Below are 26,489 nucleotides of genomic sequence, written 5' to 3'. Positions count from 1 at the left end.
GGACTCAACCCACTCCGCAGTCTCTTCCGGATCACGATCAGGCAGCTGGTTAGTCAACCCGCTGAGGATATGGGAGGTATCTTCTCCTGCAGCCACGTCCAACCTCTCTTTGCGCGCATGAATCGGCGCACTCAGGCCAGGCAGGGTGACTGCCCGGCGTATATACGCCGTGTGCGACGTATGGGTTACAACAGCCCGGGCATGTGTGCCGGGCAGGGTCCTAGAGCTCCTATGTCTGCATGGAGTTACAAGGTTGTTGTCCCGCAGGCATAGTTGTCATCAGCCACTCTAGCCCTCACCGCAACACGATGCGTAGCCGCAGCCTGCGCACTTCAATTGTATTTCGCCGTCATACTGGTTGTGTGACGAAAAGCCGCTGCGAGGCCGGCGGCCGGACCCGTGTGACGCAGAATATGGCGCACGGCAGGGAAGGCAGCTTGAAGCGCAGGCACAAAGGGTGTTGGCTTGGGGAGTAATGGATATCACTATGCGCACTGCATATTCGAGGCATTGGAGGAACACGTGAGCGAGGCCGACGCCGCCACTTCGGTAAATGTGGCGGGAAAATTGGGTTTCAAGAACGGGGATCTGATTCAGGAGTTCGGTTACGACGACGACGTCGATTTCGACTTGCGTGACGATATAGAGGACCTCACCGGTTCGGACTTGCTGGACGAGGACGACCACGAGGTTGCGGACGCAGTGATCTTCTGGTGGCGCGATGGCGACGGCGACCTGGTGGACAGCCTGATGGATTCACTGACAAGCCTGAGCGAGAATGGCGTCGTCTGGCTGCTTACCCCCAAGTCAGGCCGGGACGGTTACGTCTCCCCGGCGGACATCCAGGAGGCTGCACCCACCGCCGGCCTGCACGTGACCACCTCCGCCGGAGTCTCCAAGGACTGGAGCGCCAGCCGCCTGGTAAGCAGGAAGAACAAGTGACGGCAGCGCTTGCCGCTGCCTCCGCTGCTGTCCCTGAGGTAGGCGGGACAGCCCCTGACTTTGAACTTTCCAACCAGTTTGGCGAGCCGGTCCGGCTTTCGTCGTTTCGCGGCCAGAACGTGGTCCTGGTTTTTTATCCTTTCGCCTTCTCCGGTATCTGCACGGGGGAGTTGTGCGAGATTCGGGACAACCTGGCTGTGTTCGAAAACGCCAACTCCACCGTCCTTGCCGTCTCTGTCGACAGCAAGTTCAGCCTCCGCGCCTACGCCGCCCGGGAGGGGTACAGTTTCGACCTGCTGTCGGACTTCTGGCCCCACGGCGGAGTGGCCAGCTCCTACGGGGTGTTCGATGAGGAGACCGGGATGGCCAGGCGCGGCACATTCATCATCGATGCCGCAGGAAAAGTCCGGTACACCGTTGTAAACCCGCGGGGACAGGCTCGGGACCTTGGAGAATACCGCTCGGCATTGGCCGGCCTGGAACGGGCCTGACCGGTCATGGAGGGGCAGCGGCACGGGGTAGGCCTGACGGGCTTTGCCAGCATGCCGCCGGCACCGCAGGCGTACCCTTCCAGAGATGACGTCCAAGCGCTGGCCAGGATCCGGGACCTCCTGGGCGGGACGCGTTTCGCCCTCCTCACAGGCGCAGGACTCAGTACTGATTCTGGCATTCCGGATTACCGCGGCCCGGGGTCGCCATCGAGGTCGCCCATGACGTACCAGGAGTTCGTACGGGACCCGGCGAACCGGCAGCGCTATTGGGCGCGGAACCATATCGGCTGGTCGCATCTCCGCCATGCCGATCCCAACCAGGGACACTATGCCGCTGCCGAACTTGAACGGCGTGGTTACCTTACCGGCCTGATAACCCAGAACGTGGACCGCCTCCACGAGGACGCCGGCAGCACACGCGTCGTTGACCTCCACGGCAGGTATGACCAGGTGATCTGCCTTGACTGCGCGCGGACCTACTCACGGAGGCTCCTCGCCGGAATACTGGGAGAACTGAATCCGGACTTCCTGGCACGCGCAGAGGCGACGGGGCTGGTGGAGATGGCACCTGACGCCGATTCAACGGTGGACGACCAGGCGCTCATCAGCAGCTTTGTGGTCGCCGCCTGCCCGGCCTGCGGCGGAACCCTTAAGCCAGACTTCGTGTACTTCGGCGAGAACGTTCCCAAAGACCGGGTGGAGAAGGCCTACGCGATGGTGGACGAAGCCGCCGCCCTGGTGGTGGCCGGTTCTTCACTGACGGTCATGAGCGGGCTGCGGTTCGTCCGGCACGCGGCGAAAGACGGCAAGCCCGTGGTTATCATCAACAGGGGAGCTACCCGCGGTGATGACAAAGCAAGCATCAAGCTGGAGGCAGGCGTTTCCGAATCGTTGAGCTGGCTGGCTGGCCATTTGCCCCCGCTCTGACGTGCGGGTCCGGTTCCGGGGCTGCGCGCCGATTGGCGTTTGAGGCTCCGCGTCAGGTAAAGTCTATGTTCGTTGGTTGCGGCGGTAATGCCGGATTCAGCGTCTTGGGTCTTTAGCTCAGCTGGTAGAGCGCCACGTTTACACCGTGGATGTCATCGGTTCGATCCCGGTAGGACCCACAAGCAAAACCCCGCAGTTCCGGCCTTCATGGCGACCGGACCTGCGGGGTTTTTTGTCATTGCCGCCGCGGCCAAATTGTCAGCCCCTTGCCATAGCTTGCAGGAATGGAACACGTGATAGTCCGCATGGGCAGTGACGGAACGCCGACGGCGGTTGTCAGCCGCGGAAGGGAATGGTCGGTGTGTGCCGAGCCGGTGAGGTGGTTCGAGCGGGTCAACTGGTGGGAGACCCGTCGAAGAATGCCCAGGGGCAGCAGCCGGGTGGACGTGGAGATCCTGCAGGTCCAGGTCCGGCTGGGAAACAACAGGAACTCGGCCCTCACCACCATGCTGCTGGAGCGTGACGGGCTGGGGGGCGGCTGGTGCCTCCGGGAATCGCTCGCCGACGCCGCATAGGGAGCGCACCGCCTGAAAGAACGGCGCTCTCCGGGCATTGGAAAGCCCTCCACCGCGACTATTGGGGGATGCCGCGGTGGAGGGCCTGAGATGAATATACAGTGAACTCCGGGAAACAAAAAGTTACCCATCGAATGTGTCTGCCGTATTACCGCGGGTTCCCAATCCCGCGGTCGGTCAGCCAATCCCGCGGCCGGTCAGCGGTGAACCGGGATAAAGACACGCGGCTGCTCGGTCCAGGTATCTGCCATCCGGGCCATCGTCCGGCGCAGGATCCTGTCGGAACCGTCCCGTGCAGCCGCAGCGTCACCCCTGGCGATCGCCTCTGCCACGTCCACGTGCCACTGCAGGGCAGCCTCATTCGGGTGGTCCGGCATAAGGCCGTGCACGGTCCGTCCCGTCAGGGTTTCCGCCACCTGGCCCATGAGATTCGCGAACATTTCGTTGCCGGAACCGGAGAGCAGCAGCGAATGGAACTGGATGTCCAGCTCCAGGAAACGTGGCACTTCGCCGTTGTGTCCGGCGTCGCGCAGGGCGTAGGCAACATCCACCAGTTCCAGCCGCAGCGGGGCCGGCGCGTTCTGGGCCGCTAGTTCGGCCGCTGCGGGTTCCACGGCGGCACGCAGTTCGGCGAGTGATCGAAGCTGCGCGCCCCGGGCATCGCTGGCCAGCCGCCACCGGATGACCTGCGGATCGAAGGGGTTCCAACGGCTGGCCGGCAATACCCGGATGCCTACCCGCTTTGTGGTTTCCACCAACCCCAGTGATTGCAGTACCCGGACTGCTTCCCGGATCACCGAACGGGAAACCTTCAGCTCGTCCTCGAGCTGCTCGGCAAGCATGACGTGGCCAGCAGGCAGGTCGCCTGCGATGATGCGGGTGCCAAGGTTTTCAATGGCACGGTGGTGCAGGCTGCTGGTCATGCGGTTAAGCCTAGTGGGAACGTGCTCCTGGCCACTTTGCGGGCGGGGCAGCGGCGACACAAAGCGTTCCATAACAGGGGAGCCACTTTCCTGTTACGTCCGGAATATATATGCTTTATTCCGACCCTGGTCATGGGCAGGCGGTTTTTCGAGGGGGACCGCGGCACCATCCGTCCTGAAGCAACGAATTGGAGTTTTGATGTCTGCACACATCGGTGTCACCGGCCTTGCGGTGATGGGGGCCAACCTGGCCCGCAACCTTGCCAGGAACGGCTTCACGGTCGCCCTGCACAACAGGTCAGTGGAAAAGACTGACGCCCTGCTGGAGCGGTACGGCTCGGAAGGCGATTTCGTCCGCACCGAGACCCTGCAGGAGCTGGTCGACTCGCTGGAGAAGCCGCGCCGTGTGCTGATCATGGTCAAGGCCGGAAAGCCGGTGGACTCCGTGATCGAGCAGCTTGAGCCTCTCCTGGAAGCCGGCGACATCATCATCGACGCAGGCAACTCCCACTACGAGGACACGCGCCGCCGGGAAGCGGCGCTGGCCAAGAAGGACCTGCACTTCGTGGGCGTTGGCGTGTCCGGTGGCGAGGAAGGCGCGCTCAATGGCCCGTCCATCATGCCCGGCGGATCGAAAGAGTCATACAAGGCCCTCGGCCCGCTGCTGGAAAAGATCTCCGCCAAGGTGGACGGCGAGCCCTGCTGCGCCTGGGTGGGCACCGACGGCGCCGGCCACTTCGTCAAGATGGTCCACAACGGCATCGAATATGCGGATATGCAGGTCATCGGTGAGGCGTTCGACCTGCTGCGTTCCGGCGCCGGCATCGAGCCCGCTGAGCAGGCAAAGATCTTCTCCGAATGGAACAACGGCGAGCTGTCCTCCTTCCTGATCGAAATCTCCGCCGAAGTTTTGGGCCACGTCGACGCCAAGACCGGCAAGCCGTTCGTCGATGTCGTGGTGGATGCCGCAGGCCAGAAGGGCACCGGCCGCTGGACGGTCATATCAGCCCTCGAACTGGGCTCGCCGGTATCGGGCATCGCCGAATCCGTCTTTGCCCGTGCCCTGTCCTCGCAAGCCGGGCAGCGGAAGCTGGGCCAGGAACTGCTGGCAGGCAACGAGGCGTCCGTGGAGATCCCGGAGACCTTCGTCGAGGATGTCCGCCAGGCGCTCTACGCCTCCAAGCTGGTCTCCTACGCCCAGGGCCTGGACATGCTGACCTCCGCGGCCAAGGAATACGGCTGGGACCTTAAACTGGATGAGATTGCCTCCCTGTGGCGCGCGGGCTGCATCATCCGGGCCGAACTGCTCAAGGACATCACCAAGGCCTACGCCGCGGACGAGAAGCCGGCCAACCTGCTGTTCGCCCCGGCCTTTACCAAGGCCATCGCCGAGGCGCTTCCGGCGTGGCGCCGTGTTGTGGCCACCGCGGTCCAGCTTGGAATTCCCGTTCCGGTGTTCTCCTCCTCGCTGGCGTACTACGACGGCCTGCGTCGCAAGCGCGTTGCTGCCGCCCTGATCCAGGGACAGCGTGATTTGTTCGGCGCCCATACCTATGGCCGCGTCGACGCCGAAGGCACCTTCCACACCCTCTGGGGCGAGGATAAGTCCGAAATCGAAGCAGTGGACACCCACTAACTCCTGCACGGCCCAGTCAAGGGCCGGCGGTTCGCAGATAATCTGGGGACTGCCGGCCTTTGCTGTCCCCGCTGAAACGTGGCCCTGTCCAGCGAGGGGAGCCCAGCACTTCCCAGCCGGTTGCGGTCGTGACCGGAGCATCCGCAGGAATCGGCTTCGGGGCTGCGCGGAAGCTGTCCGGCAACGGCTTCATGGTCTACGCGGGGGCCAGGCAGGTGGACGGGATGGCGCGGCTCCGGAACGACGGCATCCAGACAGTTCAGCTGGACGTGACCGATGAGCAGTCGACGACCGCCGCCGTCGAACGCGTAACGGAGGAGCGGGGACGCATGGACGTCCTGGTGAACAACGCCGTCGGCGGTCCGGGCTGGCCTGAAGAAGGCGGGCGGTTGGTCAGATCCGGTATTCGATATCGTACTCGGCCGGGTCCACCGCGGGCTTGGTCTCCCGCTGCGCATCCCGGTGGCGCCACTTGGCCGGAACGCCCGTGACGATTGACTCCGGCGGCGCATCCTTCACCACGACGGCGTTGGCACCGACGGCACTGTCCCGGCCGATGGTGATGGGCCCCAGGATCTTGGCGCCGGCGCCGATGGTGACGCGGTCACCAATGGTGGGGTGGCGCTTGATGCGGGCCAGGGAGCGGCCGCCGAGCGTCACGCCGTGGTACATCATCACGTCCTCGCCGATCTCGGCGGTCTCACCGATCACCACGCCCATGCCATGGTCAATGAAGAACCTGCGCCCGATAGTGGCGCCGGGATGGATCTCGATTCCCGTCACGAACCTGCCCAGCTGGGAAATCAGCCGGGCCGGGAACCGCAGGGCAGGATTCTGCCACAGGCGGTGCGTCAGCCGGTGGATCCAGATGGCATGCAGGCCAGAGTAAGCGAAAAAGTTCTCAAAAGAACCTCGAGCCGCCGGGTCATGGGACCGGGCGGCGTCGAGGTCTTCCTTCAGTCTTGCGAAAAAGCCCACAAAGTTCTTTCTACAGGAAACGGGCGGAATGCGGCCTGATCAGCCCCGGATGTCGTCATACAGCACGGTGGAGATGTAACGCTCGCCGAAATCGCATACGACCGCGACGATCAGCTTGCCCGCGTTTTCGGGACGCTTGGCCAGCTCCAGTGCGCCCCAGACGATGGCGCCCGAGGAGATGCCGCCCAGGATGCCTTCCTTGACGCCGAGGTCACGGGCTACGCGCACCGAGTCCTCCAGCGTGGCGTCCAGGACCTCGTCGTAGACGTTGGTGTCGAGGATCTCGGGGACGAAGTTGGCGCCGATGCCCTGGATCTTGTGCGGGCCGGGGGCGCCGCCGTTCAGGATTGCGGAGTCCTTGGGCTCGATGGCCACGATCTGGACGTCGGGCTTGCGCTCCTTCAGGACCTGTCCGACGCCGGTGACGGTTCCGCCGGTGCCGACGCCGGCAACAAAGATGTCCACCTGGCCCTCGGTGTCAGCCCAGATCTCTTCGGCCGTGGTGTTGCGGTGGATCTCCGGGTTGGCCTCGTTGGCGAACTGCTGCGCCCAGATGGAGTTCTCGGTGTTGGCCACGATTTCCTGGGCCTTCTCGACGGCGCCGCGCATGCCCTCGGAGCCCGGAGTCAGGACGATCTCGGCACCGAAGGCGCGCAGCATGACCCGACGCTCGGTGGACATGGTCTCGGGCATCGTGAGGATGACCTTGTAGCCGCGTGCCGCGCCCACCATGGCCAGGGCGATGCCCGTGTTGCCGGAGGTGCCTTCCACGATAGTGCCGCCCGGCTTCAGGGCGCCTGACTTCTCGGCGGCGTCGACAATAGCCACGCCAATGCGGTCCTTGACGCTGTTGGCAGGGTTGTAGAACTCCAGCTTCACGGCGACGGTGGCGTCCAGCCCCTCGCTGAGCCGGTTGAGCTTGACCAGCGGGGTGCCGCCAACCAGCTGCGTTACATCGTCATAGATCCGTGCCATGTACATACGCCTATCTCTGAAGGGTGAATACTGAGGTCAGCCTAACGAGGCGGCGTAACGGTGGCTAAGCGTTAAGCCATGCAGAGTAATATTTCCTGGCCTTCGCCAGCTTGGGGTTGATGATCACCTGGCAGTACCCCTGTTCCGGATGCTTGGCGTAGTAGTTCTGGTGGAGTTCCTCCGCAACATGGAACCGCGGAAGCCGGCTGACTTCGGTGACGATCGGATGCCGCCACAGCTCCTGGTTCCGTTCAATTGCTTCCTCGAAGAGAATCTTTTCTTCGAGGGTTTCGTAGAACATTGACGAGCGGTACTGTGTGCCGACGTCGTACCCCTGCCGGTTCAGGGTGGTGGGGTCGTGGAGCGCGAAGAACATGTCCAGGATGACCTCGGCCGGAATGATGTCTTCGTCGAAGGTGACGGCCACAACCTCCGCGTGCCCGGTGGTGCCACTGCAGACGGAGTAGTAGTCGGGGTTTGGATCGTGCCCGCCGGTGTACCCGGACACCACCGAGGTGACGCCCCTGGTCTTCTGGTAGACGGCGTCGAGGCACCAAAAGCAGCCTCCGCCAAGAACAAAAGTTTTCATGACCTCTTCAATGGTTGGCAGGCCCGGATGATTCCCGGGCCCGGGCGGAATCCGTCAGCTTACGGGGCCGGCCCCGGCGGATGGGGTAAAACTGAGACTATGGAACCTGTGGACACCGACGTTAACGGCCCCGAGAACCACGACGGCGACGCTTCCTCGGACAGGCCGGCGGCGGGCGCCGCGGAGGCTCCAACCCTGGGCGACCTGCTTCTGGCCGTGGAGGAACTCTGGCCCGAGTCGCTGGCCGAGCACTGGGATGAAGTGGGATTGGTGGCCGGCCACCCGTCCTCGCTGGTGAGCAAGGTGATGTTCGCGGTGGATCCCACCCTGGAGGTTATCGAGGAGGCCGTGGAGTGGGGCGCCGACCTCCTCATTACGCACCATCCGCTGCTCCTCAAGGGGGTTACGTCGGTCGCGGCCACCACGGCCAAGGGGCGGGCGGTCCACCGGCTCATCGAGTCGGGCACGGCACTCCTGACGGTGCACACCAACGGTGACTCCGCTGTCGGAGGTGTCTCTGATGTGCTGGCAGACGCACTGGGCCTCCAGGACGTCGCACCCCTGACCGTTGCTGCCAACGGCCTGCCGGAAGAGGGAATTGGACGCGTCGGTGACCTGGCAGATGCAATGAGCCTGGGAGACTTTGCCGCCCGCGTCTTCGGGATCCTGCCATCGGTGGCCGGCGGAGTGCGGGTTTCCGGTGACAAGGACGGCCTGGTGCGGCGCATCGCCGTTTGCGGCGGTGCCGGGGACTCGCTGATCAACGAGGTCCGGGCCAGCAACGCGGACGTCTATGTCACGGCCGACCTCCGCCACCACCCGGCGTCCGAGGCCCGGGAATCCGCCCTGAATGGCCGGCCCTACCTGGTGGACGTCTCGCACTTTGCCAGCGAGTGGCTCTGGCTGCCGGCCGCGGCGGCCGCCCTGGGCAATGTCCTCGCCGACCAGGGCCACGACGTCGAAATCCAGGTCAGTGCCACCAACAGCGACCCGTGGGACTTCATACTCACTCCGGGCTAAGCCGGCCAGGTTTGGGTCCCTTCGCGGGCCCACACCGGCGAGGGACCCACACCGGGCGCAGCGGGGCTTGGGAGCCGGTGGGACGCAGCGAGGCAGGGGAGCGGGCCAGGCGCTAGAGTCGAGGAAGCGCCGGCAGGGTGCCCGGCTCCGGCCGGCAGGGACTAAGCGGAGGTAACAGTGGCGAAGGCAGCACCGGCAGAACAGTTGAAGTTACTCGAACTGCAGGGACTGGACGCCAGGCTGAAGTCGCTCGGGAACCGGCGCCGCGCACTGGAAAACGATCCCCGGATCACGGACCTCGAAGCCGCCCTCTCGGTAGCCAACGGGGAACTGGGCGCAGCCAAGGTAGCCGTCCACGATGCGGAGGCCGAACTGAAGCGCGCCGAAGCAGACGTGGAGCAGGTGGCCACACGCATCGAACGGGACGAAAAGCGGCTTAACAGCGGCACGGGCCTGTCAAAGGACCTGGTCGCCCTCCAAAAGGACATCGCGTCGCTGAACAAGCGCCGCTCCGATCTGGAGGACGTGGAACTGGAAGTCCTGGAAAGGCTGGACACGCTCCGCGCGCGCCAGGCTGCTCAGCAGGTGATCGTGGACGACATCCAGGCGTCCTTTGGCAGCATCCGCGGGGAACTGGATCAGGCCCTCGCCGAAGTCGACGCTGAAGCCGCGGAGGTCCGGGCCAAGCGGGCCGAATTTGCCCAGCGGCTCGACGCGGGAATGCTTGCCGTCTACGAGAAGACGCTGGCGAAGCGGGGAGTGGGGGCGGCGCGGCTGTTCCATGGCACATCGGAAGCGTCGGGGATGAAACTGAGCGCTGGCGACCTCGCTGAGATTAAGGCCGCCTCCGCGGACGACATCGTCTTTTGCCCCGATTCCGGCGCCATCCTGGTCCGCTCGGAGGAGTGGGCCTAGACGCCCTGAATCAGCCCGGCAGGATGATGTTCAGGGCGTACGGTTTCTTTGCCGGGCCGGGGACGAGTTCGGCCTCCCACTTCTCCCGGGCGGCCCTGAGCAGCTGCTCCGGAGTCGCGGGAGCTTTTCCACGCCGCGCCAGCAGGTGCCGTGCGAGTTCGCCCCGGGTGTGCTTGGCGAAGTGGCTGACTACCTTGCGTACGCCTTCAGCCTCCGTGAAGACGTTAACGGTGACCGTCTGGCCAGGCGGAGGAGCCCACGCGGCGGCGTAGGTACTGGACCTGCAGTCCACCAACAGGTGCCCTTCAACCGCGGAGCCCAGTGCATCTGCCAGGAGCGGCTTCCAGAACGTGGCGAGGCGGCCGACGTCGGGCAGTCCCGTTCCCATCGACAGCCTGTACGCGGGCACGCAGTCGCCGAAGCGGAGTGCGCCCCAGAGTGCCGAGATCACCAGCACCGATTCGTCGGCCTTCCGGCGCTGGGCAGGAGTAAGGCTTTGGTAGCCCAGCGCGTCATAAAGGACGCCGGAATAGATGGTGTGCGCGGGGGCGGCCGGCTCCGCATGGAGCCGGGTGTTGCGGTCGACGTCGTCACGCAGCGAGGCCCCCACCCCCAGCAGTGCGAGGGCATCCTCGTGTGCGCTGACGGTTCCCAGTGCCTCAAGGACCCTCGCCCGGTATGGGTTGAGACCGGGGAAGCCCAGGGACTGCCAGTCGACGGCGGAACCGCCGGCCGCGGGTGTCTTGCCTTCGGAGGGTGGAAGCAGAATAAGCACCGTCCGATACTACCGGCGGCGGAATGGAGGCTCCGCGCCTATAGACTGGATGCGGATGGGACAGCCAGACGGCCGCGCGCCACGCAAGTGACTCGAGGAACGTCCGGGCTCCACAGGGCAGGGTGGTGGGTAACGCCCACTCGGGGTAACCCGCAGGCAAGTGCCACAGAGAACAGACCGCCCGCATCCCTTGTCGTTGGACGGGGGAGAGCGGGTAAGGGTGAAACGGTGGTGTAAGAGACCACCAGCTTCCCGGGTGACCGGGAAGGCTAGGTAAACCCCACCCGGAGCAAGGCCAGACAGGACACGTTCGAGGGCTGCCCGCCCGAGTGTCCGGGTAGGCCGCTGGAGGGTGCCGGCAACGGCACTCGTAGATGGATGGCCGTCACTCCCTTTCCGGCAACGGAAGGGAAGTACAGAACCCGGCGTACCGGCTGTCCCGTCCATCAAACCCGGTTTGACCTCGGAAGCTCTGTTGGTGATCCTGAAACGTGCCCGTAAATACTGATCCGCACTCCGCCGGCCGGCAGCCCGCGGTGACCGCCCCCGGCCGTGCCAGGCAGGCGCTCGCACTGCTGGGGTTCCTGGTCCTTTCGCTTGCGGCCTGGGCGCTGGCCTCGATCCCTATCATCATTAATTCCAGCGGCTGGTTCGCGGATTCGGTCAAGGCGCCATGGATGCCGCCGGGATGGGTGTTCCGGTCCATGTGGACCATGCTTTATGTTGGCGTCGCCGTGGCCGCCTGGCTGGTGTGGCGGAGAGGAGCGCTGGTCCGGGGCACCTTGGCCGGCTATGCCATCCAGCTGGTGCTTAACGCAGGGTGGCCGGTGACGTTTTTCGGACTGTATCCCGTCCTTGGAACCGCTGCTTTATGGGCGGCCTTTGCTGTGATCAGCGGGCTGGCACTGTCCCTGGTGTTCCTGATCCTGCGTTTCGGCCCGGTGAGCGCAGCTGCCGGCCTGCTGGTTTTGCCCTACTTCTCCTGGGTGGTTTTCTCCGCCAGCCTTAATTTCTACTCTGCCCTTCACAACTGACCGTTCCGCCCGTGTGAGTGATTTCACGTACCTGCCGCCTGTTGCAGGCGGCCGGCCAATTTAGAATGGATAACGGACGTAGGGGTTCTTCCGCCGGAAGTTGCGTTCGCTGCCGGCGGATTTTCTTTGCACACGATCCATGCGCCTGGGGGCCGAACCCTGCAGGCGCGGGTGCCCCTGGACATCATCAGGTGGCCGACATCCGCGTACGAGGACGTATGCGGCTGAACCGAGGAAGGTATTTCTGTGAGCCAGACGTCAGATTCTTGTCTTGATACGTGGATGGGCCGGGAGGCCCTCGCCGAGGCCATGATTCCGGTGATCGGCCGGCTGTACCGCGAAAACAACGTGGTGACCAGCATCCATGGCCGGAGCCTGATCAACAAGTCCACCATGAACATCCTCAAGGCGCACCGCTTTGCGCGCCGCATGAGCAAGGACGAGTTGCTCCTTGAAGAGACTGCACCGCTGCTGAACACCCTGGCAGGGCTTGACCTGGGCGCGGCCGCCATTGACATCGCCCGCCTCAACCAGAAGTTCAAGGAAGAGGGCAACGGCGCCACCCTGGAGGAATTCCTCCGGGCCGAGCTCGCGGAAATTGTTGGCAAGCGCGGCCGTGACGACCGCACCAGCACCGACGTGGTCCTCTACGGCTTTGGCCGGATCGGCCGGCTCCTGGCCCGCCTCCTGATCGAAAAGGCAGGCGGTGGCCACGGCCTGCGCCTGCGCGCCATCGTTGTCCGCCGTGGATCCGACAACGACCTGTCCAAGCGGGCCAGCCTCCTGCGCCGCGATTCGGTGCATGGTTCCTTCGAGGGCACCATCCGTATCGACGAGGAAGCCAACACCATCACGGCCAACGGCGTCCAGATCCAAGTCATCTACTCGGACAACCCCGCCACCATCGACTACACGGCGTACGGCATCAACAACGCCCTGGTGGTGGACAACACCGGCCGCTGGCGCGACGCCGAAGGCCTGTCCCAGCACCTGCAGAGCAAGGGCGTTGCCCGGGTGCTGCTGACGGCCCCGGGCAAGGGCGAGCTGAAGAACATCGTCCATGGCATCAACCACGGCACCATTGAGGACACGGACACGATTGTCTCCGCGGCGTCCTGCACCACCAACGCCATCACCCCGGTCCTGAAGGCCCTCAACGACAAGTTCGGCGTGGTTCACGGCCACGTGGAGACGGTCCACTCCTTCACCAACGACCAGAACCTGATCGACAACTTCCACAAGGGCGACCGTCGAGGCCGTTCCGCAGCGCTGAACATGGTGATCACCGAAACGGGTGCCGCGAAGGCTGTGGCCAAGGCCCTGCCCGAGCTGCTGGGCAAGCTCACTGGCAGCTCCATCCGCGTTCCCACCCCGGACGTGTCCCTGGCCATCCTGAACCTCACCCTGGAAAACGGAACTACCAAGGACGAGGTCAACAACTACCTTCGCGAGATGTCGCTGCACTCGGACCTGCGCAAGCAGATCGATTACATCGATTCACCAGAAGTGGTCTCCACCGACTTCGTCGGCTCCCGCCGCGCCGGCATCGTGGACGGCCTCGCCACCGTCTCCACCGATAAGAACCTCGTGGTCTACGTCTGGTATGACAACGAGTTCGGCTACAGCTGCCAGGTGGTCCGGGTCATGGAGGAAATGGCTGGCGTCAACCCGCCGTCGTACCCCGCCAAGGAAAGCGCCAAGGCCCTGGCCGCCATCGCCGTATAGCCGCCAACAGCCGGTCCCGCGATTTCCCGGCTGGTTCTCTGGTATCAGCCGGGAATCGGGACCACACTAATGGCATGGAAAAAGATTCGACGCTCCAGCACGACACCACCCTGGAACACGCCCTCGACGTCGCCAAAGCGAACCACAAGGAAGCCCTCCGGCTCGTGGAGGGGGCACGCGCGGCCTATCGGTCCGGCGACGTTGGCGAGGACAGGGTACGCCAGCTTGAGGGGCTCCTCGCCATAGCCGAGGAAGACCTCCGGCGGGTGATGCGGGAGCAGTAGCTGCGCACCTGTGACGCAGCACTCGCCCTCCACACTGTGGAAATCAACGAGGGCTGGTGGCCGGTGTCCTAGGCTCGTGGGGTGCATGACGTCAACCCCGGGCAGGAGCACCCGTGACCGTAAGCTGGTCCGCCTACCGGCGTGCCCGCCGCCGCTCCCGCCAGGCATGGGCGGTCCTGGCCCTTACCGCCGTTTCAGTCATCGCGGGCCTTGCCTGGTTCTTTACCGCGGGACAGTTCGCCCTTGCCGAGCCTCCAGCGGCCGGCCCCATCGAAGCACCCGTGTTCGATCCAGCCTGGATGAAGCCGGTGGTTCCGGTGAATCAGGTCCCGCAGGGACGCGCCCTCGACGCGCTTGAGGCGCTCCCCGTTAAGGGGCGGGCAGGCAAGGACAATTACAACCGCGAGGCTTTCGGCCAGGCCTGGCTGGATGTTGACCGCAACGGCTGTGATACCCGCAACGACATCCTGCGGCGAGACCTGGCAGAAGTGGTCTTTACCGAAGGGTCCAAGTGCAAGGTGGCAGCCGGACGCTTCCACGAGCCCTACACGGGGCAGCAGGTCGGATTCCGCCGCGGCTCAGAAAGCAGCCGCGCGGTGCAGATCGACCACGTCGTGGCACTGGCAGATGCCTGGCAAAAGGGCGCCCAGCGTTTGACTCCCGGCCAGCGCCAAAGCCTCGCAAACGACCCCCTGAACCTCATTGCGGCGGACGGGCAGGCCAACCAGCAGAAAAGCGCGGGCGACGCCGCCACCTGGCTTCCCGGAAACAAGTCCATCAGGTGCCACTACGTTGCGCGCCAGATTTCCGTGAAGGCCGCCTACAGGCTTTGGGTGACCGAGGCAGAGAAGGACGCGATGAAGCGCGTCCTCGGATCCTGCCCGGCGCAGCAGACGGTGCGGGCCGGCTGACGCGGAGCATGCCGCAGGCGTCGGGGCCGGCTAGTGGCCGAAGGGGTCCGGATCCACTCCGGGCATCCACGTCAGCCCCGGCACACCCCAGCCGTTCTTCCTGGCCTGTTTCATCGCCTTGCGGGAGTACCGGTCCATGAGGCGGTTGACGTAGAGTTTTCCGTCCAGGTGGTCGTACTCGTGCTGGATGACCCTCGCAAACCAGCCGGTGGCCTCGAACTTTACGGGCTGGCCAAACCCGTCAAAACCTTCCACCCTGGCCCATTCGGCACGCTTCAGGGGGTACTGTTCCCCGGGGAACGACAGGCAGCCCTCTTCCTCTTCGTCCGGGTCCGGCGCGGCGCCGGAGATTTTGGACAGTGTGAGGACTGGGTTGACCACGACGCCGGTGGGGGGAGCGCCGTCGTCGTTTGCGTACTTGTAGACGAAGATTCTCTTCCCGACGCCGATCTGCGGTGCCGCAAGGCCCACGCCGTTGGCGGCCTCGTTCGTTTCGAACATATCGGCAATCAGGGCGCGGAGGTCGTCGTCGAACACGTCAACCTCTGAAGCCCGGCGGTGGAGTACGGGTTCTCCCCAGATGGTGATTGGCAGAACAGTCATATCGGAGGTCCTTCGGCTTGCGGCCTGTGGCAGTACGGCCAGGGCGATGCTGCAAAAGAAAGGAGGCCGTACCGGATATCCGGTACGGCCTCCTTCTTGGACGGCTACCTGCCGTCCTGTGAGGGTGAGCGACGGGGGTTGAACCCGCGACCTCCTGGACCACAACCAGGCGCTCTGCCAACTGAGCTACGCCCACCATGTTTCCCGCAGGATGACCGGCTCGCCGGCCCCCTGGAAAGGCAACTCAAATAGCTTACCTGCTCTTACGGAGTGCTTTGTCCACTTTTGGCCTTTTCGGGAAAAATTCCTGCAAACGTGGCGCAGATTACGCTTCCGGGAGCGTGGCTGGTCCGCCGGCGGTGATGCGACGGGCAATCTGCTGTGCCGTCGCGCTGTCCGGTCCGGGGGCGGGTACGAAAACGGCTTCCCGGTAGTAGCGAAGCTCGTCGATGGAATCCTTGATGTCCCCCAGCGCACGGTGGCCGCCCTTCTTGGCGGGGGACTGGAAGTAGGCCCTGGCATACCATCGGCGGGACAATTCCTTGATAGTGCTCACATCGATTACGCGGTAGTGCAGGTGCTCCACCACCGCGGGCATGTCCCGGGAAAGGAACACCCGGTCCGTGCCGACCGAATTGCCGCCCAGCGGTGCCTTGCGCGGGTCCGGCACCCATTCCGCGATGTACTCCATGACCGCCTTTTCAGCCTCGGCCATGGTTTTGCCGGAGGGAAGTTCCTTCAGGAGGCCGGACTTGGTGTGCATGTCCCGGACGAAATCGTTCATCTGGGCCACGGCTGCATCGTCCGGCTTGATGACCACATCCACGCCGTCGCCGAGGATGTTCAGTTCGGAGTCGGTGACCAGGGCAGCCACCTCGATCAGGGCGTCATTCTTGATGTCCAGGCCGGTCATTTCGCAGTCGATCCAGACGATTCGTTCGTTAGATATAGGCACCGGACCAGCCTACCGTTACACCTTCCGGCAGCCTGCCGGTGCTAGGATTTCGGGTACGCGGCGGGTCGCCCTGCTGTCGATGAAAAGCGCCCCGGATGGCTGTGCAGCCTCCCGGTCATAAGCCGCGCACACGCAGAAAGATTGGACAATCCTGAGATGACGGCGCCTTTGCCCGCGGCGGGGGAGTTGGCGGACGCCGCGACTGCCGGAGCAGGCGCTGCCGGCATGGATAATCCCCGTTCACCGCTCCTGGCCGGCTTCGCGGGTGCCATGTTCCTGCTGATCGGTTCGCTCGGGGTGGGCTGGCTTGCCCCCGTTTCGGAACTGCGGCGGATGCCCCTGTTCATATGGATGCGAGCCGAGGCCACCGGTGTCGCCTTGTCCATCGTGCTGCTGGCAGTGGGTGCCATGCTGCTGGTACGGGCCTGGCTGCGGCTTGGGCAGATAGTCCACGTCTGGGGAGGGCAGGCCCGCAACGCAACCCTGATGGCGGTGGTGGCCTGGGGTTTGCCCATGATGTTCTGCGTGCCGCTGTTCAGCCGGGACGTCTATGCGTACATTGGCCAGGGTCGGCTCATGGTGGAGGGCTTCAACCCCTACGAAAACGGCATCTCGGCGCTGTCCAACTATTTCCAGCTGGGCGCGGACAAGATGTGGACCGAAGCGCCCGTTCCATACGGCCAGCTGTTCCTGTGGATTGAGCAGTTCGTTGTGTGGACCACGAACGTCCAGCCGGAGGCCAGCGTGATGCTGTTCCGGCTCGTGGCACTGGCCGGCGTAGTCCTCTGCGTGATCTATGTGCCCAAACTCGCCGTACTGCACGGTGTCAACCCGCACCGGGCCCTTTGGCTCACCGCGGCAAACCCGCTCTTCCTGACCAACTTCATTGCCAGCGCCCACAACGATGCGCTGATGATTGGCCTGGCACTGGCCGGCCTTTACTACTCAGCCACCCGGCGGGTGGTTCGGGGCGTGGTCCTGGTGACCCTGTCCATCGCGGTCAAACCCATCACCATCGTGTTCCTTCCGTTTATCGGGCTGCTCTGGGCAGGCCGCGACGCGGGCTGGGTACGGAAGTTCGGGTTCTGGGCCCTGACGGGCGGACTGAGCCTTGTTCTGCTCACGCTGATGGCCCTGGTCAACGGCTTTGGATTCGGCTGGATCAACGGGCTGTCCGCCCCGGGGAGCATCTCCATCTGGTACGCGCCCGTCGGCCTGATAGGCATGGTGGTGGCATCGCTGGCAAACTCGTTCGGCCTTGACGGCTCCGTCCTGGCAGACTGGGTGTTCAACGCCGGAAAGCTGTTGGCCGTGGGGATTGTCGGTTGGCAGATCTTCCGGGGCGACTATGACCGGCTGATGCGCCGCCTGGCGCTGGCTTTCGCAGCCGTGGTCCTGCTGGCTCCGATTATCCAGTCCTGGTACGTGGTGTGGCTCATTCCGCTGTTTGCCGTCACCGGCATCCGGAATGACTGGCAGGTCAAGGCTCTCTACTTCGTGGTCTCCTTCTTCATGATCTACGCAATTTCCGATCAGCTGGAAGTCTTTCCCTACCTCCAGACCGAGGATCTTGGCTTCGCGCTTGCCCTGGCAAGGGTTGCCGCCGCTGTCACCGGGCTCCTGTTCGGGCTGTACCTGGTCTTCTGGGATCCGAAGACAAAACGCCTGTTCCGGAAAGCCAGCGGAACCGTCGTCGAACGTCCCGTCATTTAGAGCCGCTGATCCGCTCCGCCAATCCGCCGAAGGGCCTCCCTGCGCGAGAGCGGACTCATCACGCGCCCATGCTCGGCGACAAAGGCGTCGACCCATTCGGGCGCAGTCTTCGCGTACTCCCGGAGCGCCCAGCCGATCGCCTTGCGGATGAAGAACTCGGTGTCCGTCAAGTTGGGCAGGATCACCCGCCGCAGCAGGACGGGGTCGGTGGCGCCTTTTGCCTTAAGCTGGGCCGTGATGGATGCCCTCCTCATCCAAAAATCGGCATCCCTGCTCCAGCCGAGAAGAACCGCCGTCATCTCGGGACGGTGCGCCTGCAGCAGTGCGCAGATGCGGCCGGACACGCCATCGGCGAAATCCCACCAGGCCCCGGAGCGGATCATCTCCTCATACACCGGCAGCATGTGCAGGTCCTTGGCCACCAGCCTGCTGCCGGTCAGGTCGATGGCTGCATAGCGTTCCTCACGGACGCTGGAGCTGCGCCACAGGTCCAGGGCGGTGGCACGAAGCTGCCCGCCTGACCGGAACGGTGCGGCGGCAACAGCGGAGGCCACGATGCGGCGGACTTCAGGCACCCGGACGCCGAGCGACGGCACCGATGATTTCATGTAGGCCTGAGCTCCTGCTGCCCGGAGCGGATCTGCCTGTTCCCGAAGTGCGTGCCGGATCAGGCCGAGGACTTCGCCGTTGATCTCCTCCTGAGTGCCCATCCAGCCACTCTAGAGGGCAGGGCCGGACTAAGGTGCTGCGGTAAGCTGGTTAGCGCTAACAAAACTACTTTCCGGAGCCAGCCATGTCTGCCACTGAATACACCATCAGCTCGGGCCCTTACACGGCCGTGGTCACGCTGCGTGGTGGCGCCCTGCGGGAACTGCGCCACGGCGGCCGCGACCTTGTGGTCGGCTTCGGCGTGGACGGGCGCATCCCCGACTACCGCGGCCTCATCTGTGCTCCCTGGCCCAACAGGCTTGCGGACGGAAGGTATACCTACGCAGGGAAGGCTTTCGCCGCGCCCGTCAACGAGCCCGAGAGGGGTTCGGCGCTCCACGGCCTTGTTACCGCGAAAGAATGGGAGTTGCGGGAGGTCGATGGGAGCAGGGTGATCCTGGGTTGCCGCGTCGCGGACGGCCCGGCCTATCCGTCGCAAGTGGACCTCACCGCAACCTACTCCTTGTCGGCGGACGGTCTGCGGAGCACGGTGGAAGCCGCGAACAAGGGCCATGCCCGTGCGCCATATGGTGTCTGCCCCCACCCCTACCTGGTGGCCGGCCCCTCACCGTTGGACGACTGGCTGGTCGAAATTCCGGCGCGGGAGTTTCTTGAGGTCAGCCCGGACCGGCTGCTGCCGGTGGGGATGCGCAGTGTTGAGGGCCATTCGTTTGATTTCCGCGCGCCGCGTCGCGTGGGCCCCTTGAAGATAGACCACGCCTTCACCGGCATCAGCAGGGACAACCACGGGCTGGCACGGGTGCGGGTGACGGACCCGGCCGGAACGGGAGTCGAACTGGAGTGGGGCGGCGAGTGGCCATGGGTCCAGATTCACACGGCGGACAAGCCCGTTGGCCCCGACCGGCTGGGACTGGCCGTCGAGCCGATGACCTGCCCGCCGGATGCCTTCAATTCGGGCCGGGACCTGGTCCATCTGCAGCCCGGCGATTCCCACTCGGCTTCGTGGACCATCAGGGCACTGGGCTGACGGAGCGGTGCTGTCAAGGAGTCGGCGGCTGGTTGTTCCTGCCGGCTGCCGCCCCGGCAAGGGGAGTCGCGCCGGCAGGGACTGCCCAGCCCGCCCGCTCCAGCCAGTCCGCACACAGGGAAGGCCACTGCTGCGCTCCCGGCTCCCCGTCCGCCAGGCCCAGGCCGTGGCGGCCCTGCGGGAAAACGTGCAGTTCCGCCGGAACCCCGGCTGCCATCAGCGCACCTGCGTAGCGCAGACTGTGGCTGACTGGCACGGCGGCGTCATCGGCCGTGTGCCAGAGGAACGCCGGCGGCGTCACGCTGCTGACGTGGGTGTCCGCGGACAGGGCAGCGAGGATGTCCGACGACGGCGACCCGCCAAGGAGGTTGTCCACCGACCCTTGGTGTACTTCCCGGGTCAGGGATACGACGGGGTAGCACAGCACGCTGAGCTCCGGGACCGCTGCGCGGACGTCCAGCCGGGGGTCGCCGGTGGCGGCCGCCGTGGAGAGGGTGGCCGCGAGGTGCCCGCCGGCCGAGAACCCGAGCACACCCACGCGTTCCGTATCAACCGGCAGGCCGTGCGTGCCGCTGCGGATGGACAGCATTGCCTCCTTGGCGTCTTCAAGGGGAGCCGGATGCCGGTCCGGGGCAACCCGGTACCGGAGCACGAAGGCGTGGATGCCCAGGGAGGCCAGCCACTCGGCCACCGGCTCCGCTTCGTGGTCGGCCTGCCGTCCGTAACCGCCGCCGGGAAGCACCAGGAATGCCGGACGGGCGCCGCCGTCGCCCCCGCCGGCGGCCGGAACTGCCTTGAGGTTGATCGCCATGCTAGGCAGCCTCGGTGCTGCGGCGCAGCGTGACTTCGCCGGTGATAGCCTGCGGACGGCCACCGTCGTCCTCGCCGGCTGCGATTGGTACCGTGGCCCGGGTGGCGAGCCGGCCGATGTCCTCCAGCGGCAGGCGCACTGTGGAGAGGGCGGGGCGGAAGTCCCGGAGGGTCTCGATGTCGTCGAAACCGGCGATGGTAGCGTCGCGGGGTATCCGCAGCCCCTCGGCGCGCAGGGCGGCTGCGGCACCAATGGCCATAACGTCGTTCACGGCGAAGATGCACATCTTCGGACCCGCCGGTGCCCCCGCCTCCGCCCTGCGGCCCTTGATCCGCGCCGCAAGCTCAAGGCCTGCCTCATAGCCGCCGGCGCGGTTAAAGGAGCTGCGCAGTATTTCAGCCGGCGCGTGTCCTGCACGGGCGAGGCCCTCCTGGAAGCCATGGATCCGGTCGTCCGAGGTCAGAAGGCCTTCTGGTCCGCCGATGATCACGAAATCGCCGTTCCAACCGGCCGCAAGTTCGGCAGCAAGCGCGCCGGCGAGTTCCTGGTTGGGTACGGCCACCACATGGTAGCCCTCCTGCGCGGACGCGCCTACCACCGGATGCCCGACGACGGCCACGCGCCCGCCGTTGCGGCAGTACCTGTCCAGCTCCGCGGCCAGCTCGGCGTTGTCCTCCTGGTCCTCCGTCCGCGCCGACCGTGAACCTGCGATCACGATGGAGTCGGCGCGCCGTGCGGCGAAGGCCGCCACGGCTTCCTTCTCCTCGGCAGGCCTGCCGCCGGTGGTGGCCAGCAGGACCATTTTGCCCTGGTCCCGGGCCGCTTCCTGGACCCCCCGGGCAATGGCGGCGAAGTATGGATCCGCGATGTCATGGACGATGAGGCCGATGAGCCCGGAACTGGACTTGGCGAGCCCCTGGGCCTGGGCATTGGGGATGTATCCGAGCGAGTCGGCCGCCTGGCGGACCCGGTCAGCGATGTCTTTCCCGGGTTTCCGGGCGGAGCCGTTGAGAACGCGCGACGCGGTGGCGGGAGACACCCCGGCCAGCCGGGCCACCTCGGTGAGGGTACTTGCAGCCACGGCATCTCCTGGACGTAGTGGGCCAATAATAGCGGTTACCACATTATGGCAGTCGGAAGTTCCTTCCGGAAAGCGCTTGCCAACTGTGTCGTGGGCGTGCATGATTGAGGAAGTGGGAATGCGCTTTCCCAATAGGACCTGAGTAACACTGCTCACTCACCGTGGAGGACACATGGGCTTCGAAACGAAAACGATCCGCATCGCCATGAACGGCATCACCGGCCGGATGGGCTACCGCCAGCACCTGCTGCGTTCCATCCTTCCCATCCGCGACGCCGGCGGCTTCACCCTTGAAGACGGCACCCGGATCCAGGTGGAGCCCATCCTGGTGGGACGCAACGAGGCCAAGATCCGCGAGCTCGCTGAGAAGCACAAGGTTGCCGAGTGGAGCACGGACCTCGACGCCGTCATCAACGACCCCACCGTCGATGTTGTCTTCGACGCATCCATGACCAGCCTCCGCGCCGCCACCCTGAAGAAGGCCATGCAGGCGGGCAAGCACATCTTCACCGAAAAGCCCACCGCCGAAACGCTCGAGGAAGCCATCGAACTGGCCCGCATCGGCAAGGAAGCCGGCGTCACCGCAGGCGTCGTCCACGACAAGCTGTACCTGCCCGGCCTGGTCAAGCTCCGCCGCCTGGTGGACGAAGGCTTCTTCGGCCGCATCCTCTCCATCCGGGGCGAATTCGGCTACTGGGTCTTCGAAGGCGACATCCAGGCAGCCCAGCGTCCGTCCTGGAATTACCGCAAGGAAGACGGCGGCGGAATGACCACGGACATGTTCTGCCACTGGAACTACGTCCTGGAAGGCATCATCGGCAAGGTCAAGAGCGTCAACGCCAAGACCGCCACCCACATCCCCGCCCGCTGGGATGAAGCCGGCAAGGAATACCAGGCCACCGCGGACGACGCCTCCTACGGCATCTTCGAGCTGGAAACCCCGGGCGGCGACGAGGTCATTGGCCAGATCAACTCCTCCTGGGCCGTCCGGGTCTACCGTGACGAACTGGTGGAGTTCCAGGTGGACGGCACGCACGGCTCCGCTGTCGCCGGCCTGAACAAGTGCGTTGCCCAGCAGCGCGCCCATACCCCCAAACCCGTCTGGAACCCGGACCTGCCCGTCACCGAATCCTTCCGTGACCAGTGGCAGGAAGTCCCCGCCAACGCCGAACTGGACAACGGCTTCAAGCTGCAGTGGGAAGAATTCCTCCGCGACGTCGTGGCCGGCCGCGAACACCGGTTCGGCCTGCTCTCCGCCGCCCGGGGCGTCCAGCTCGCCGAACTCGGGCTGCAGTCCAATGACGAACGCCGCACCATCGACATCCCGGAGATCACCCTCTAATGACCTCGCTCATCCTTCCTTCCTCTGACGGCGGCACGCGGGAATACCGGCTGCAGGGCGCCACCACCTGGGCCCGCCCGGCTGCCCCCCTGACTGCGCGGCGGGCCTACGCCGCGGCGCACGTCATCCCTGAAGTCCTCGCCGACAACACTCCCGGAGCTCCGGCCCGGCTGGACTGGGACGCCACCATGGCCTACCGCCATGAGCTGTGGTCCTACGGGCTCGGCATCGCCGACGCCATGGACACCGCCCAGCGCGGCATGGGCCTGGACTGGGCAGCCACCCAGCAGCTCATCAAGCGCACTGGTGTGGAAGCCGCCTCGGTGGTCGCCGCGGGTAACGCCGCAACTGCCGGCAAGTCCGTACGGGACCTCGTGGCCTGCGGTGCCGGCACCGACCAGCTGGACATCGCCTCCGTGCCTACCGGCGAGGCGGGCATCAAGGCAGTCCTCGAGGCCTACCGCGAGCAGATCGCCGTCATCAGCGAGGCCGGCCCCAAGGTCATCCTCATGGCATCCCGCGCCCTGGCCAAGGTGGCAAGCGGCCCGGAGGACTACCTGCACGTTTACTCCACCCTGCTGCAGGAAGTAAACCAGCCTGTCATCCTGCACTGGCTGGGAACCATGTTTGATCCCGCCCTCGCCGGCTATTGGGGCTCGGACGACGTGCCCGCCGCCACCGAAACGTTCCTGAACCTCATGAAGGACAACGCGGACAAGGTTGACGGCGTGAAAGTATCGCTGCTGGACGCCAGCCACGAGGTGGCCCTGCGCGCTGCACTGCCCGAAGACGTGCGCCTCTACACGGGCGATGACTTCAACTACCCGGAGCTCATCGACGGCGACGGCAGGCACCACTCCGACGCCCTGCTGGGCATCTTCGCAGCCATCTACCCGGCAGCCTCGGTGGCCCTGCAGAACTACGACGCCGGAAACGCCGCCAAGGCACGCGAAATTCTGGACTCCACCCGCGAGCTGGGCAAGCACATCTTCAGCGCACCCACTTTCTACTACAAGACCGGTATTGCGTTCATGTCGTGGCTGAACGGCAAGCAGCCCGGTTTCCAGATGGTGGGCGGCCTGCACTCCGGCCGCTCCGTCTGCCACCTCGCCCGGACCTTCGAACTGGCCGACCAGGCGGGCCTGCTCAAGGACCCGGCGCTGGCCGCCTTCCGGATGTCCGACTACCTGCGCATCAACGGGGTTGGAGTATGAGCGACTTCTCGCGCCTGTCCATCAACAGCGCCACCACCAAGAAGTGGACCCTGTCGCAGGTTGTCGAGGGCTGCGTCAATGCGGGCATCCCCGCCATCGGACCCTGGCGGGACCGGGTGGAGGAAGCCGGGCTGGACAAGGCCGCACGCCTGATCAAGGACGCCGGCCTGCGGGTTTCCTCCCTCTGCCGCGGGGGCTTCCTCACCGCAGCGGACGCTGAAGGCCAGGCAGCCGCGCTGGCTGACAACCGGGCCGCCATCCTCGAAGCCGTTGCCCTGGACACCAAGGAACTCTTCCTGGTGGTCGGCGGCCTGGCGCCGGGGGAGAAGGACGTGGTGGCAGCACGCCGGCGGGTAGCGGACCGCCTCGCCGACCTGGTTCCCTTCGCCGAGGAGAACGGTGTCCGGCTGGTGCTGGAGCCGCTGCACCCGATGTATGCCGCTGATCGCGCGCTCATCTCCACCCTTGGCCAGGCCCTGGACCTCGCGGCGCCGTTCGACGCCTCGGCCGTGGGGGTCGCCGTCGACACCTTCCACGTCTGGTGGGATCCGGAACTGAAGGCGCAGATCGAGCGGGCCGGGCGCGAAAACCGGATCGCCTCCTACCAGGTCTGCGACTTCAACATGCCGATCGCCGCCGATCCGCTGCTGTCCCGCGGATACATGGGAGACGGCGTGGTGGACTTCGCCACCATCGGCACCTGGGTGCGCGACGCCGGGTACACCGGTGACATCGAAGTGGAAATTTTCAGGCAGGAGATCTGGGACACGGACGGCAACACCGTCCTGTCCACAGTTAAGGAGCGCTACGCGGAGCTTGTCCTTCCGCACGCCTGACCTGATGCAGACCGCGGTCCCTTGCCACGCTCTCCAACATAGCTGCCAGGAGCCCGCGCCCCACGGGGAAAGGACCCGGACCGCAAAGCGGTCCGGGTCCTTCTGTTGAGCGGGTGCCCTAGGCGTACATCGATGCGGACCGCCGGTACCGGGCGAGCACCCCGCCCACGTCCTGCGCTGCGGGGAGGTCGACGGCGTCGAGGCTCCACTGCGGAAATTCTCCGGCGAGCACCGCAGCAGCCTGGCGTGCGGCGCCGTCGGCAACGTACTCGCCCGGCTGCGGCACTGCCACGTCGAGCCCAAGCAGCTGCGCTGCAACGTCCTGCACCGCAGGTGACTGCGCGCCGCCGCCCACCAGGATGATCCGACGGGCTTCCACTCCCTGCTGCTGCAGCGCGGCAAGCCCGTCGGCCAGTGAGCAGACCACGCCCTCGACGGCGGCGCGGGCCAGGTTTTCCGGCGTGTAGTTCGCGCGCGTGATGCCGTGCAGGGAACCCGTGGCGTCGGGCAGGTTGGGCGTGCGCTCGCCGTCCAAGTACGGGACCAGTGTCAAGCCTCCGGATCCAGGCTCCGCGGACAGTGCCAGCCGGTTGAACGCGGGAAGGTCGACTCCCAACAGACTTGCGGTGGCATCAAAAACGCGCGTGGCGTTCAGTGTGCAGACCAGCGGCAGGTAGTGCCCCGCGGCGTCGGCGAATCCGGCCACCAGCCCGGAAGGGTCGGCCGCCGGCGTTTCCGAGACGGCAAAGACCGTTCCGGAGGTGCCCAGCGACATCACGACGTCCCCCAGCCGAGCACCTGCACCCAGGGCGGCGGCTGCATTGTCTCCGGCGCCGGCCGCCAGCAAACTGCCTGCAGCCGTCCGGCCGGGAGCTTCCAGGGGCCCGAGCACCCTCGGCAGCAGCGGCACGCGGCCCAACGACGCGGCCAAGACCTCCGTGAGGTACCGGCCCTCCGCCGTCGAGTAGTACCCCGTTCCCGAAGCATCCGAACGGTCCGTCGCCAAGGCCTTCAGCCCTGCCTCGCCGCTGCCGGGGCCGTAGCCCATCAGCCGCCAGGACAGCCAGTCGTGCGGGAGGCACACTGCGGCCACCCTGGCGGCGTTATCCGGTTCGTTCTCCGCCAGCCAGTGCAGCTTGGTCAACGTCAGCGACGCTACCGGAACGGTGCCGGTTGCCTTCGCCCAGTAGCGGGCCCCGGCGGCAGTGTCGCCGTCGCCCGCGGTCTTGATGAGGCCTGCGGCGGCACCTGCGCTGCGGGTGTCGTTCCAGAGCAGGGCGGGACGTACCACCTCCCCGTCACTGTCCAGGCAGACCATGCCGTGCTGCTGACCAGCGACTGACACAGCCACAACATCATTCAGCCCGCCTGCTTGGGTGATGGCTTCCTGGAGTGCTGTCCACCAGTGGTCGGGGTGGACTTCGGTGCCGTCCGGATGGGCGGCGCGCCCCTGCCGAACCAGTGCTCCGGTGTCCGCGTCGCGGATCACCACCTTGCAGGACTGGGTGGAGCTGTCGATGCCTGCTACGAGGGCCATG

28 protein-coding genes, 2 tRNA genes and 1 other RNA gene are annotated in these 26,489 nt (G+C 65.5%); 19 read left to right on the top strand and 12 right to left on the bottom strand.

Annotated elements, in window-relative coordinates:
• Positions 1 to 522: 522 nt before the first annotated feature.
• From AC5RUU_RS18715 to AC5RUU_RS18695, 5 genes are all read left to right on the top strand, one after another.
• Entirely contained in the window at positions 523 to 942 is a 420-nt protein-coding gene (locus AC5RUU_RS18715) for a DUF3052 domain-containing protein (RefSeq protein ID WP_493976703.1), read from the top strand.
• Complete coding sequence (locus tag AC5RUU_RS18710; protein WP_493976702.1) at positions 939 to 1,433, top strand: peroxiredoxin; 495 nt, start codon at positions 939 to 941, stop codon at positions 1,431 to 1,433. The genes AC5RUU_RS18715 and AC5RUU_RS18710 overlap by 4 nt, the downstream gene beginning before the upstream one ends.
• Positions 1,434 to 1,439: 6 nt before the next feature.
• Positions 1,440 to 2,360 (top strand): Sir2 family NAD-dependent protein deacetylase, encoded by a 921-nt coding sequence (locus AC5RUU_RS18705; protein ID WP_493976701.1) that lies wholly within the window; start codon positions 1,440 to 1,442, stop codon positions 2,358 to 2,360.
• 106 nt (positions 2,361 to 2,466) lie between these two features.
• A tRNA-Val gene (locus tag AC5RUU_RS18700) sits at positions 2,467 to 2,539 on the top strand.
• A gap of 105 nt (positions 2,540 to 2,644) precedes the next feature.
• Positions 2,645 to 2,935 (top strand): hypothetical protein, encoded by a 291-nt coding sequence (locus AC5RUU_RS18695; RefSeq protein WP_493976700.1) that lies wholly within the window; start codon positions 2,645 to 2,647, stop codon positions 2,933 to 2,935.
• Between the two features lie 197 nt (positions 2,936 to 3,132).
• Here the strand turns inward: AC5RUU_RS18695 and AC5RUU_RS18690 are convergent, their stop codons facing one another.
• The gene (locus AC5RUU_RS18690) at positions 3,133 to 3,858 is read right to left on the bottom strand and encodes a FadR/GntR family transcriptional regulator (protein ID WP_493976699.1); all 726 of its coding nucleotides are present in this window, start codon (positions 3,856 to 3,858) and stop codon (positions 3,133 to 3,135) included.
• A 199-nt stretch (positions 3,859 to 4,057) separates the two neighbouring features.
• On the opposite strand from AC5RUU_RS18690, the gene gnd reads away from it, so the two are divergent.
• A complete protein-coding gene (gene gnd / locus AC5RUU_RS18685) occupies positions 4,058 to 5,494 on the top strand; it encodes an NADP-dependent phosphogluconate dehydrogenase (RefSeq protein ID WP_493976698.1) in 1,437 nt (478 codons plus the stop codon).
• A gap of 128 nt (positions 5,495 to 5,622) precedes the next feature.
• Positions 5,623 to 5,985 (top strand): SDR family NAD(P)-dependent oxidoreductase, encoded by a 363-nt coding sequence (locus tag AC5RUU_RS18680; protein ID WP_493976697.1) that lies wholly within the window; start codon positions 5,623 to 5,625, stop codon positions 5,983 to 5,985.
• Here AC5RUU_RS18680 and epsC read toward each other — a convergent pair.
• The 3 genes from epsC to msrA all read right to left on the bottom strand — a co-directional run bounded on the left by epsC (position 5,888) and on the right by msrA (position 8,036).
• On the bottom strand, positions 5,888 to 6,472 hold the full coding sequence (epsC, locus tag AC5RUU_RS18675; protein WP_493976696.1) for a serine O-acetyltransferase EpsC: 585 nt from the start codon (positions 6,470 to 6,472) through the stop codon (positions 5,888 to 5,890). The genes AC5RUU_RS18680 and epsC overlap by 98 nt on opposite strands.
• Positions 6,473 to 6,511: 39 nt before the next feature.
• A complete protein-coding gene (gene cysK / locus AC5RUU_RS18670) occupies positions 6,512 to 7,447 on the bottom strand; it encodes a cysteine synthase A (RefSeq protein WP_493976695.1) in 936 nt (311 codons plus the stop codon).
• 64 nt (positions 7,448 to 7,511) lie between these two features.
• Complete coding sequence (gene msrA, locus AC5RUU_RS18665; RefSeq protein ID WP_493976694.1) at positions 7,512 to 8,036, bottom strand: peptide-methionine (S)-S-oxide reductase MsrA; 525 nt, start codon at positions 8,034 to 8,036, stop codon at positions 7,512 to 7,514.
• A 99-nt stretch (positions 8,037 to 8,135) separates the two neighbouring features.
• Between msrA and AC5RUU_RS18660 the strand changes: the two genes are divergently transcribed.
• Positions 8,136 to 9,056, top strand: a complete 921-nt coding sequence (locus tag AC5RUU_RS18660; RefSeq protein WP_493976693.1) for a Nif3-like dinuclear metal center hexameric protein — start codon at positions 8,136 to 8,138, stop codon at positions 9,054 to 9,056.
• Positions 9,057 to 9,233: 177 nt separating this feature from the next.
• Positions 9,234 to 9,971, top strand: a complete 738-nt coding sequence (locus AC5RUU_RS18655; protein ID WP_493976692.1) for a zinc ribbon domain-containing protein — start codon at positions 9,234 to 9,236, stop codon at positions 9,969 to 9,971.
• 10 nt (positions 9,972 to 9,981) lie between these two features.
• Here the strand turns inward: AC5RUU_RS18655 and AC5RUU_RS18650 are convergent, their stop codons facing one another.
• Positions 9,982 to 10,746 (bottom strand): YaaA family protein, encoded by a 765-nt coding sequence (locus AC5RUU_RS18650; protein WP_493976691.1) that lies wholly within the window; start codon positions 10,744 to 10,746, stop codon positions 9,982 to 9,984.
• Between the two features lie 56 nt (positions 10,747 to 10,802).
• On the opposite strand from AC5RUU_RS18650, the gene rnpB reads away from it, so the two are divergent.
• The 5 genes from rnpB (at position 10,803) to AC5RUU_RS18625 (ending at position 14,700) form a co-directional block, all read left to right on the top strand.
• Positions 10,803 to 11,192, top strand: an RNA gene (gene rnpB, locus AC5RUU_RS18645) — RNase P RNA component class A.
• 45 nt (positions 11,193 to 11,237) lie between these two features.
• Positions 11,238 to 11,780, top strand: coding sequence for a TspO/MBR family protein (locus AC5RUU_RS18640; RefSeq protein ID WP_493976690.1), 543 nt, complete (start codon positions 11,238 to 11,240; stop codon positions 11,778 to 11,780).
• Positions 11,781 to 12,026: 246 nt separating this feature from the next.
• Positions 12,027 to 13,505 carry a glyceraldehyde-3-phosphate dehydrogenase gene (locus AC5RUU_RS18635; RefSeq protein ID WP_493976689.1) on the top strand — a complete coding sequence of 493 codons (1,479 nt, stop codon included), beginning with the start codon at positions 12,027 to 12,029 and terminating at the stop codon, positions 13,503 to 13,505.
• Between the two features lie 74 nt (positions 13,506 to 13,579).
• Positions 13,580 to 13,789 carry a hypothetical protein gene (locus tag AC5RUU_RS18630; RefSeq protein WP_493976688.1) on the top strand — a complete coding sequence of 70 codons (210 nt, stop codon included), beginning with the start codon at positions 13,580 to 13,582 and terminating at the stop codon, positions 13,787 to 13,789.
• Positions 13,790 to 13,902: 113 nt separating this feature from the next.
• Entirely contained in the window at positions 13,903 to 14,700 is a 798-nt protein-coding gene (locus AC5RUU_RS18625; RefSeq protein WP_493976687.1) for an HNH endonuclease family protein, read from the top strand.
• A 30-nt stretch (positions 14,701 to 14,730) separates the two neighbouring features.
• Here the strand turns inward: AC5RUU_RS18625 and def are convergent, their stop codons facing one another.
• The 3 genes from def to orn form a co-directional block, all read right to left on the bottom strand.
• Positions 14,731 to 15,303 (bottom strand): peptide deformylase, encoded by a 573-nt coding sequence (gene def, locus AC5RUU_RS18620; RefSeq protein WP_493976686.1) that lies wholly within the window; start codon positions 15,301 to 15,303, stop codon positions 14,731 to 14,733.
• Positions 15,304 to 15,426: 123 nt separating this feature from the next.
• Positions 15,427 to 15,499: transfer RNA gene (locus tag AC5RUU_RS18615), tRNA-His, on the bottom strand.
• A 129-nt stretch (positions 15,500 to 15,628) separates the two neighbouring features.
• Positions 15,629 to 16,258 carry an oligoribonuclease gene (orn, locus tag AC5RUU_RS18610; protein ID WP_493976685.1) on the bottom strand — a complete coding sequence of 210 codons (630 nt, stop codon included), beginning with the start codon at positions 16,256 to 16,258 and terminating at the stop codon, positions 15,629 to 15,631.
• 156 nt (positions 16,259 to 16,414) lie between these two features.
• Here orn and mptB point away from each other — a divergent pair, with 156 nt between their 5' ends.
• On the top strand, positions 16,415 to 17,971 hold the full coding sequence (gene mptB, locus AC5RUU_RS18605; RefSeq protein WP_493976684.1) for a polyprenol phosphomannose-dependent alpha 1,6 mannosyltransferase MptB: 1,557 nt from the start codon (positions 16,415 to 16,417) through the stop codon (positions 17,969 to 17,971).
• On the opposite strand, the gene AC5RUU_RS18600 is transcribed toward mptB, so the two are convergent.
• On the bottom strand, positions 17,968 to 18,681 hold the full coding sequence (locus AC5RUU_RS18600; protein ID WP_493976683.1) for a DNA alkylation repair protein: 714 nt from the start codon (positions 18,679 to 18,681) through the stop codon (positions 17,968 to 17,970). The two genes, mptB and AC5RUU_RS18600, sit on opposite strands and share 4 nt — an antisense overlap.
• 83 nt (positions 18,682 to 18,764) lie before the next feature.
• Between AC5RUU_RS18600 and AC5RUU_RS18595 the strand changes: the two genes are divergently transcribed.
• Complete coding sequence (locus AC5RUU_RS18595; RefSeq protein WP_493976682.1) at positions 18,765 to 19,667, top strand: aldose 1-epimerase family protein; 903 nt, start codon at positions 18,765 to 18,767, stop codon at positions 19,665 to 19,667.
• A 13-nt stretch (positions 19,668 to 19,680) separates the two neighbouring features.
• Here the strand turns inward: AC5RUU_RS18595 and AC5RUU_RS18590 are convergent, their stop codons facing one another.
• Positions 19,681 to 20,478 (bottom strand): alpha/beta hydrolase, encoded by a 798-nt coding sequence (locus AC5RUU_RS18590; RefSeq protein WP_493976681.1) that lies wholly within the window; start codon positions 20,476 to 20,478, stop codon positions 19,681 to 19,683.
• 1 nt (position 20,479) lies between these two features.
• Positions 20,480 to 21,559 carry a LacI family DNA-binding transcriptional regulator gene (locus AC5RUU_RS18585; RefSeq protein ID WP_493976680.1) on the bottom strand — a complete coding sequence of 360 codons (1,080 nt, stop codon included), beginning with the start codon at positions 21,557 to 21,559 and terminating at the stop codon, positions 20,480 to 20,482.
• A 172-nt stretch (positions 21,560 to 21,731) separates the two neighbouring features.
• On the opposite strand from AC5RUU_RS18585, the gene AC5RUU_RS18580 reads away from it, so the two are divergent.
• From AC5RUU_RS18580 to AC5RUU_RS18570, 3 genes are read left to right on the top strand one after another with little or no spacing between them, the layout of a single operon-like run.
• Entirely contained in the window at positions 21,732 to 22,901 is a 1,170-nt protein-coding gene (locus AC5RUU_RS18580; protein ID WP_493976679.1) for a Gfo/Idh/MocA family protein, read from the top strand.
• Positions 22,901 to 24,115, top strand: a complete 1,215-nt coding sequence (locus tag AC5RUU_RS18575) for a dihydrodipicolinate synthase family protein (RefSeq protein ID WP_493976678.1) — start codon at positions 22,901 to 22,903, stop codon at positions 24,113 to 24,115. The genes AC5RUU_RS18580 and AC5RUU_RS18575 overlap by 1 nt, the downstream gene beginning before the upstream one ends.
• Positions 24,112 to 24,951, top strand: coding sequence for a sugar phosphate isomerase/epimerase family protein (locus AC5RUU_RS18570; RefSeq protein ID WP_493976677.1), 840 nt, complete (start codon positions 24,112 to 24,114; stop codon positions 24,949 to 24,951). The genes AC5RUU_RS18575 and AC5RUU_RS18570 overlap by 4 nt, the downstream gene beginning before the upstream one ends.
• A gap of 118 nt (positions 24,952 to 25,069) precedes the next feature.
• Here AC5RUU_RS18570 and xylB read toward each other — a convergent pair whose 3' ends face one another.
• The gene (gene xylB / locus AC5RUU_RS18565) at positions 25,070 to 26,488 is read right to left on the bottom strand and encodes a xylulokinase (RefSeq protein ID WP_493976676.1); all 1,419 of its coding nucleotides are present in this window, start codon (positions 26,486 to 26,488) and stop codon (positions 25,070 to 25,072) included.
• Position 26,489: the final 1 nt, after the last annotated feature.

The sequence above is a fragment of the Arthrobacter sp. K4-10C genome (genome assembly GCF_059090085.1).
The sequence above is the reverse complement of the archived record's forward strand: the minus strand, read 5'-3'. Positions and strand labels throughout refer to the sequence as shown.

Coding starts and splice junctions, on each gene's coding strand:
- AC5RUU_RS18705 (WP_493976701.1), top strand. CDS start 1,440: ATGGAGGGGCAGCGGCACGGGGTAGGCCTGACGGGCTTTGCCAGCATG.
- AC5RUU_RS18695 (WP_493976700.1), top strand. CDS start 2,645: ATGGAACACGTGATAGTCCGCATGGGCAGTGACGGAACGCCGACGGCG.
- AC5RUU_RS18690 (WP_493976699.1), bottom strand. CDS start 3,858: ATGACCAGCAGCCTGCACCACCGTGCCATTGAAAACCTTGGCACCCGC.
- gnd (WP_493976698.1), top strand. CDS start 4,058: ATGTCTGCACACATCGGTGTCACCGGCCTTGCGGTGATGGGGGCCAAC.
- cysK (WP_493976695.1), bottom strand. CDS start 7,447: ATGGCACGGATCTATGACGATGTAACGCAGCTGGTTGGCGGCACCCCG.
- msrA (WP_493976694.1), bottom strand. CDS start 8,036: ATGAAAACTTTTGTTCTTGGCGGAGGCTGCTTTTGGTGCCTCGACGCC.
- AC5RUU_RS18660 (WP_493976693.1), top strand. CDS start 8,136: ATGGAACCTGTGGACACCGACGTTAACGGCCCCGAGAACCACGACGGC.
- AC5RUU_RS18630 (WP_493976688.1), top strand. CDS start 13,580: ATGGAAAAAGATTCGACGCTCCAGCACGACACCACCCTGGAACACGCC.
- def (WP_493976686.1), bottom strand. CDS start 15,303: ATGACTGTTCTGCCAATCACCATCTGGGGAGAACCCGTACTCCACCGC.
- mptB (WP_493976684.1), top strand. CDS start 16,415: ATGACGGCGCCTTTGCCCGCGGCGGGGGAGTTGGCGGACGCCGCGACT.
- AC5RUU_RS18600 (WP_493976683.1), bottom strand. CDS start 18,681: ATGGGCACTCAGGAGGAGATCAACGGCGAAGTCCTCGGCCTGATCCGG.
- AC5RUU_RS18595 (WP_493976682.1), top strand. CDS start 18,765: ATGTCTGCCACTGAATACACCATCAGCTCGGGCCCTTACACGGCCGTG.
- AC5RUU_RS18590 (WP_493976681.1), bottom strand. CDS start 20,478: ATGGCGATCAACCTCAAGGCAGTTCCGGCCGCCGGCGGGGGCGACGGC.
- AC5RUU_RS18580 (WP_493976679.1), top strand. CDS start 21,732: ATGGGCTTCGAAACGAAAACGATCCGCATCGCCATGAACGGCATCACC.
- AC5RUU_RS18575 (WP_493976678.1), top strand. CDS start 22,901: ATGACCTCGCTCATCCTTCCTTCCTCTGACGGCGGCACGCGGGAATAC.
- AC5RUU_RS18570 (WP_493976677.1), top strand. CDS start 24,112: ATGAGCGACTTCTCGCGCCTGTCCATCAACAGCGCCACCACCAAGAAG.
- xylB (WP_493976676.1), bottom strand. CDS start 26,488: ATGGCCCTCGTAGCAGGCATCGACAGCTCCACCCAGTCCTGCAAGGTG.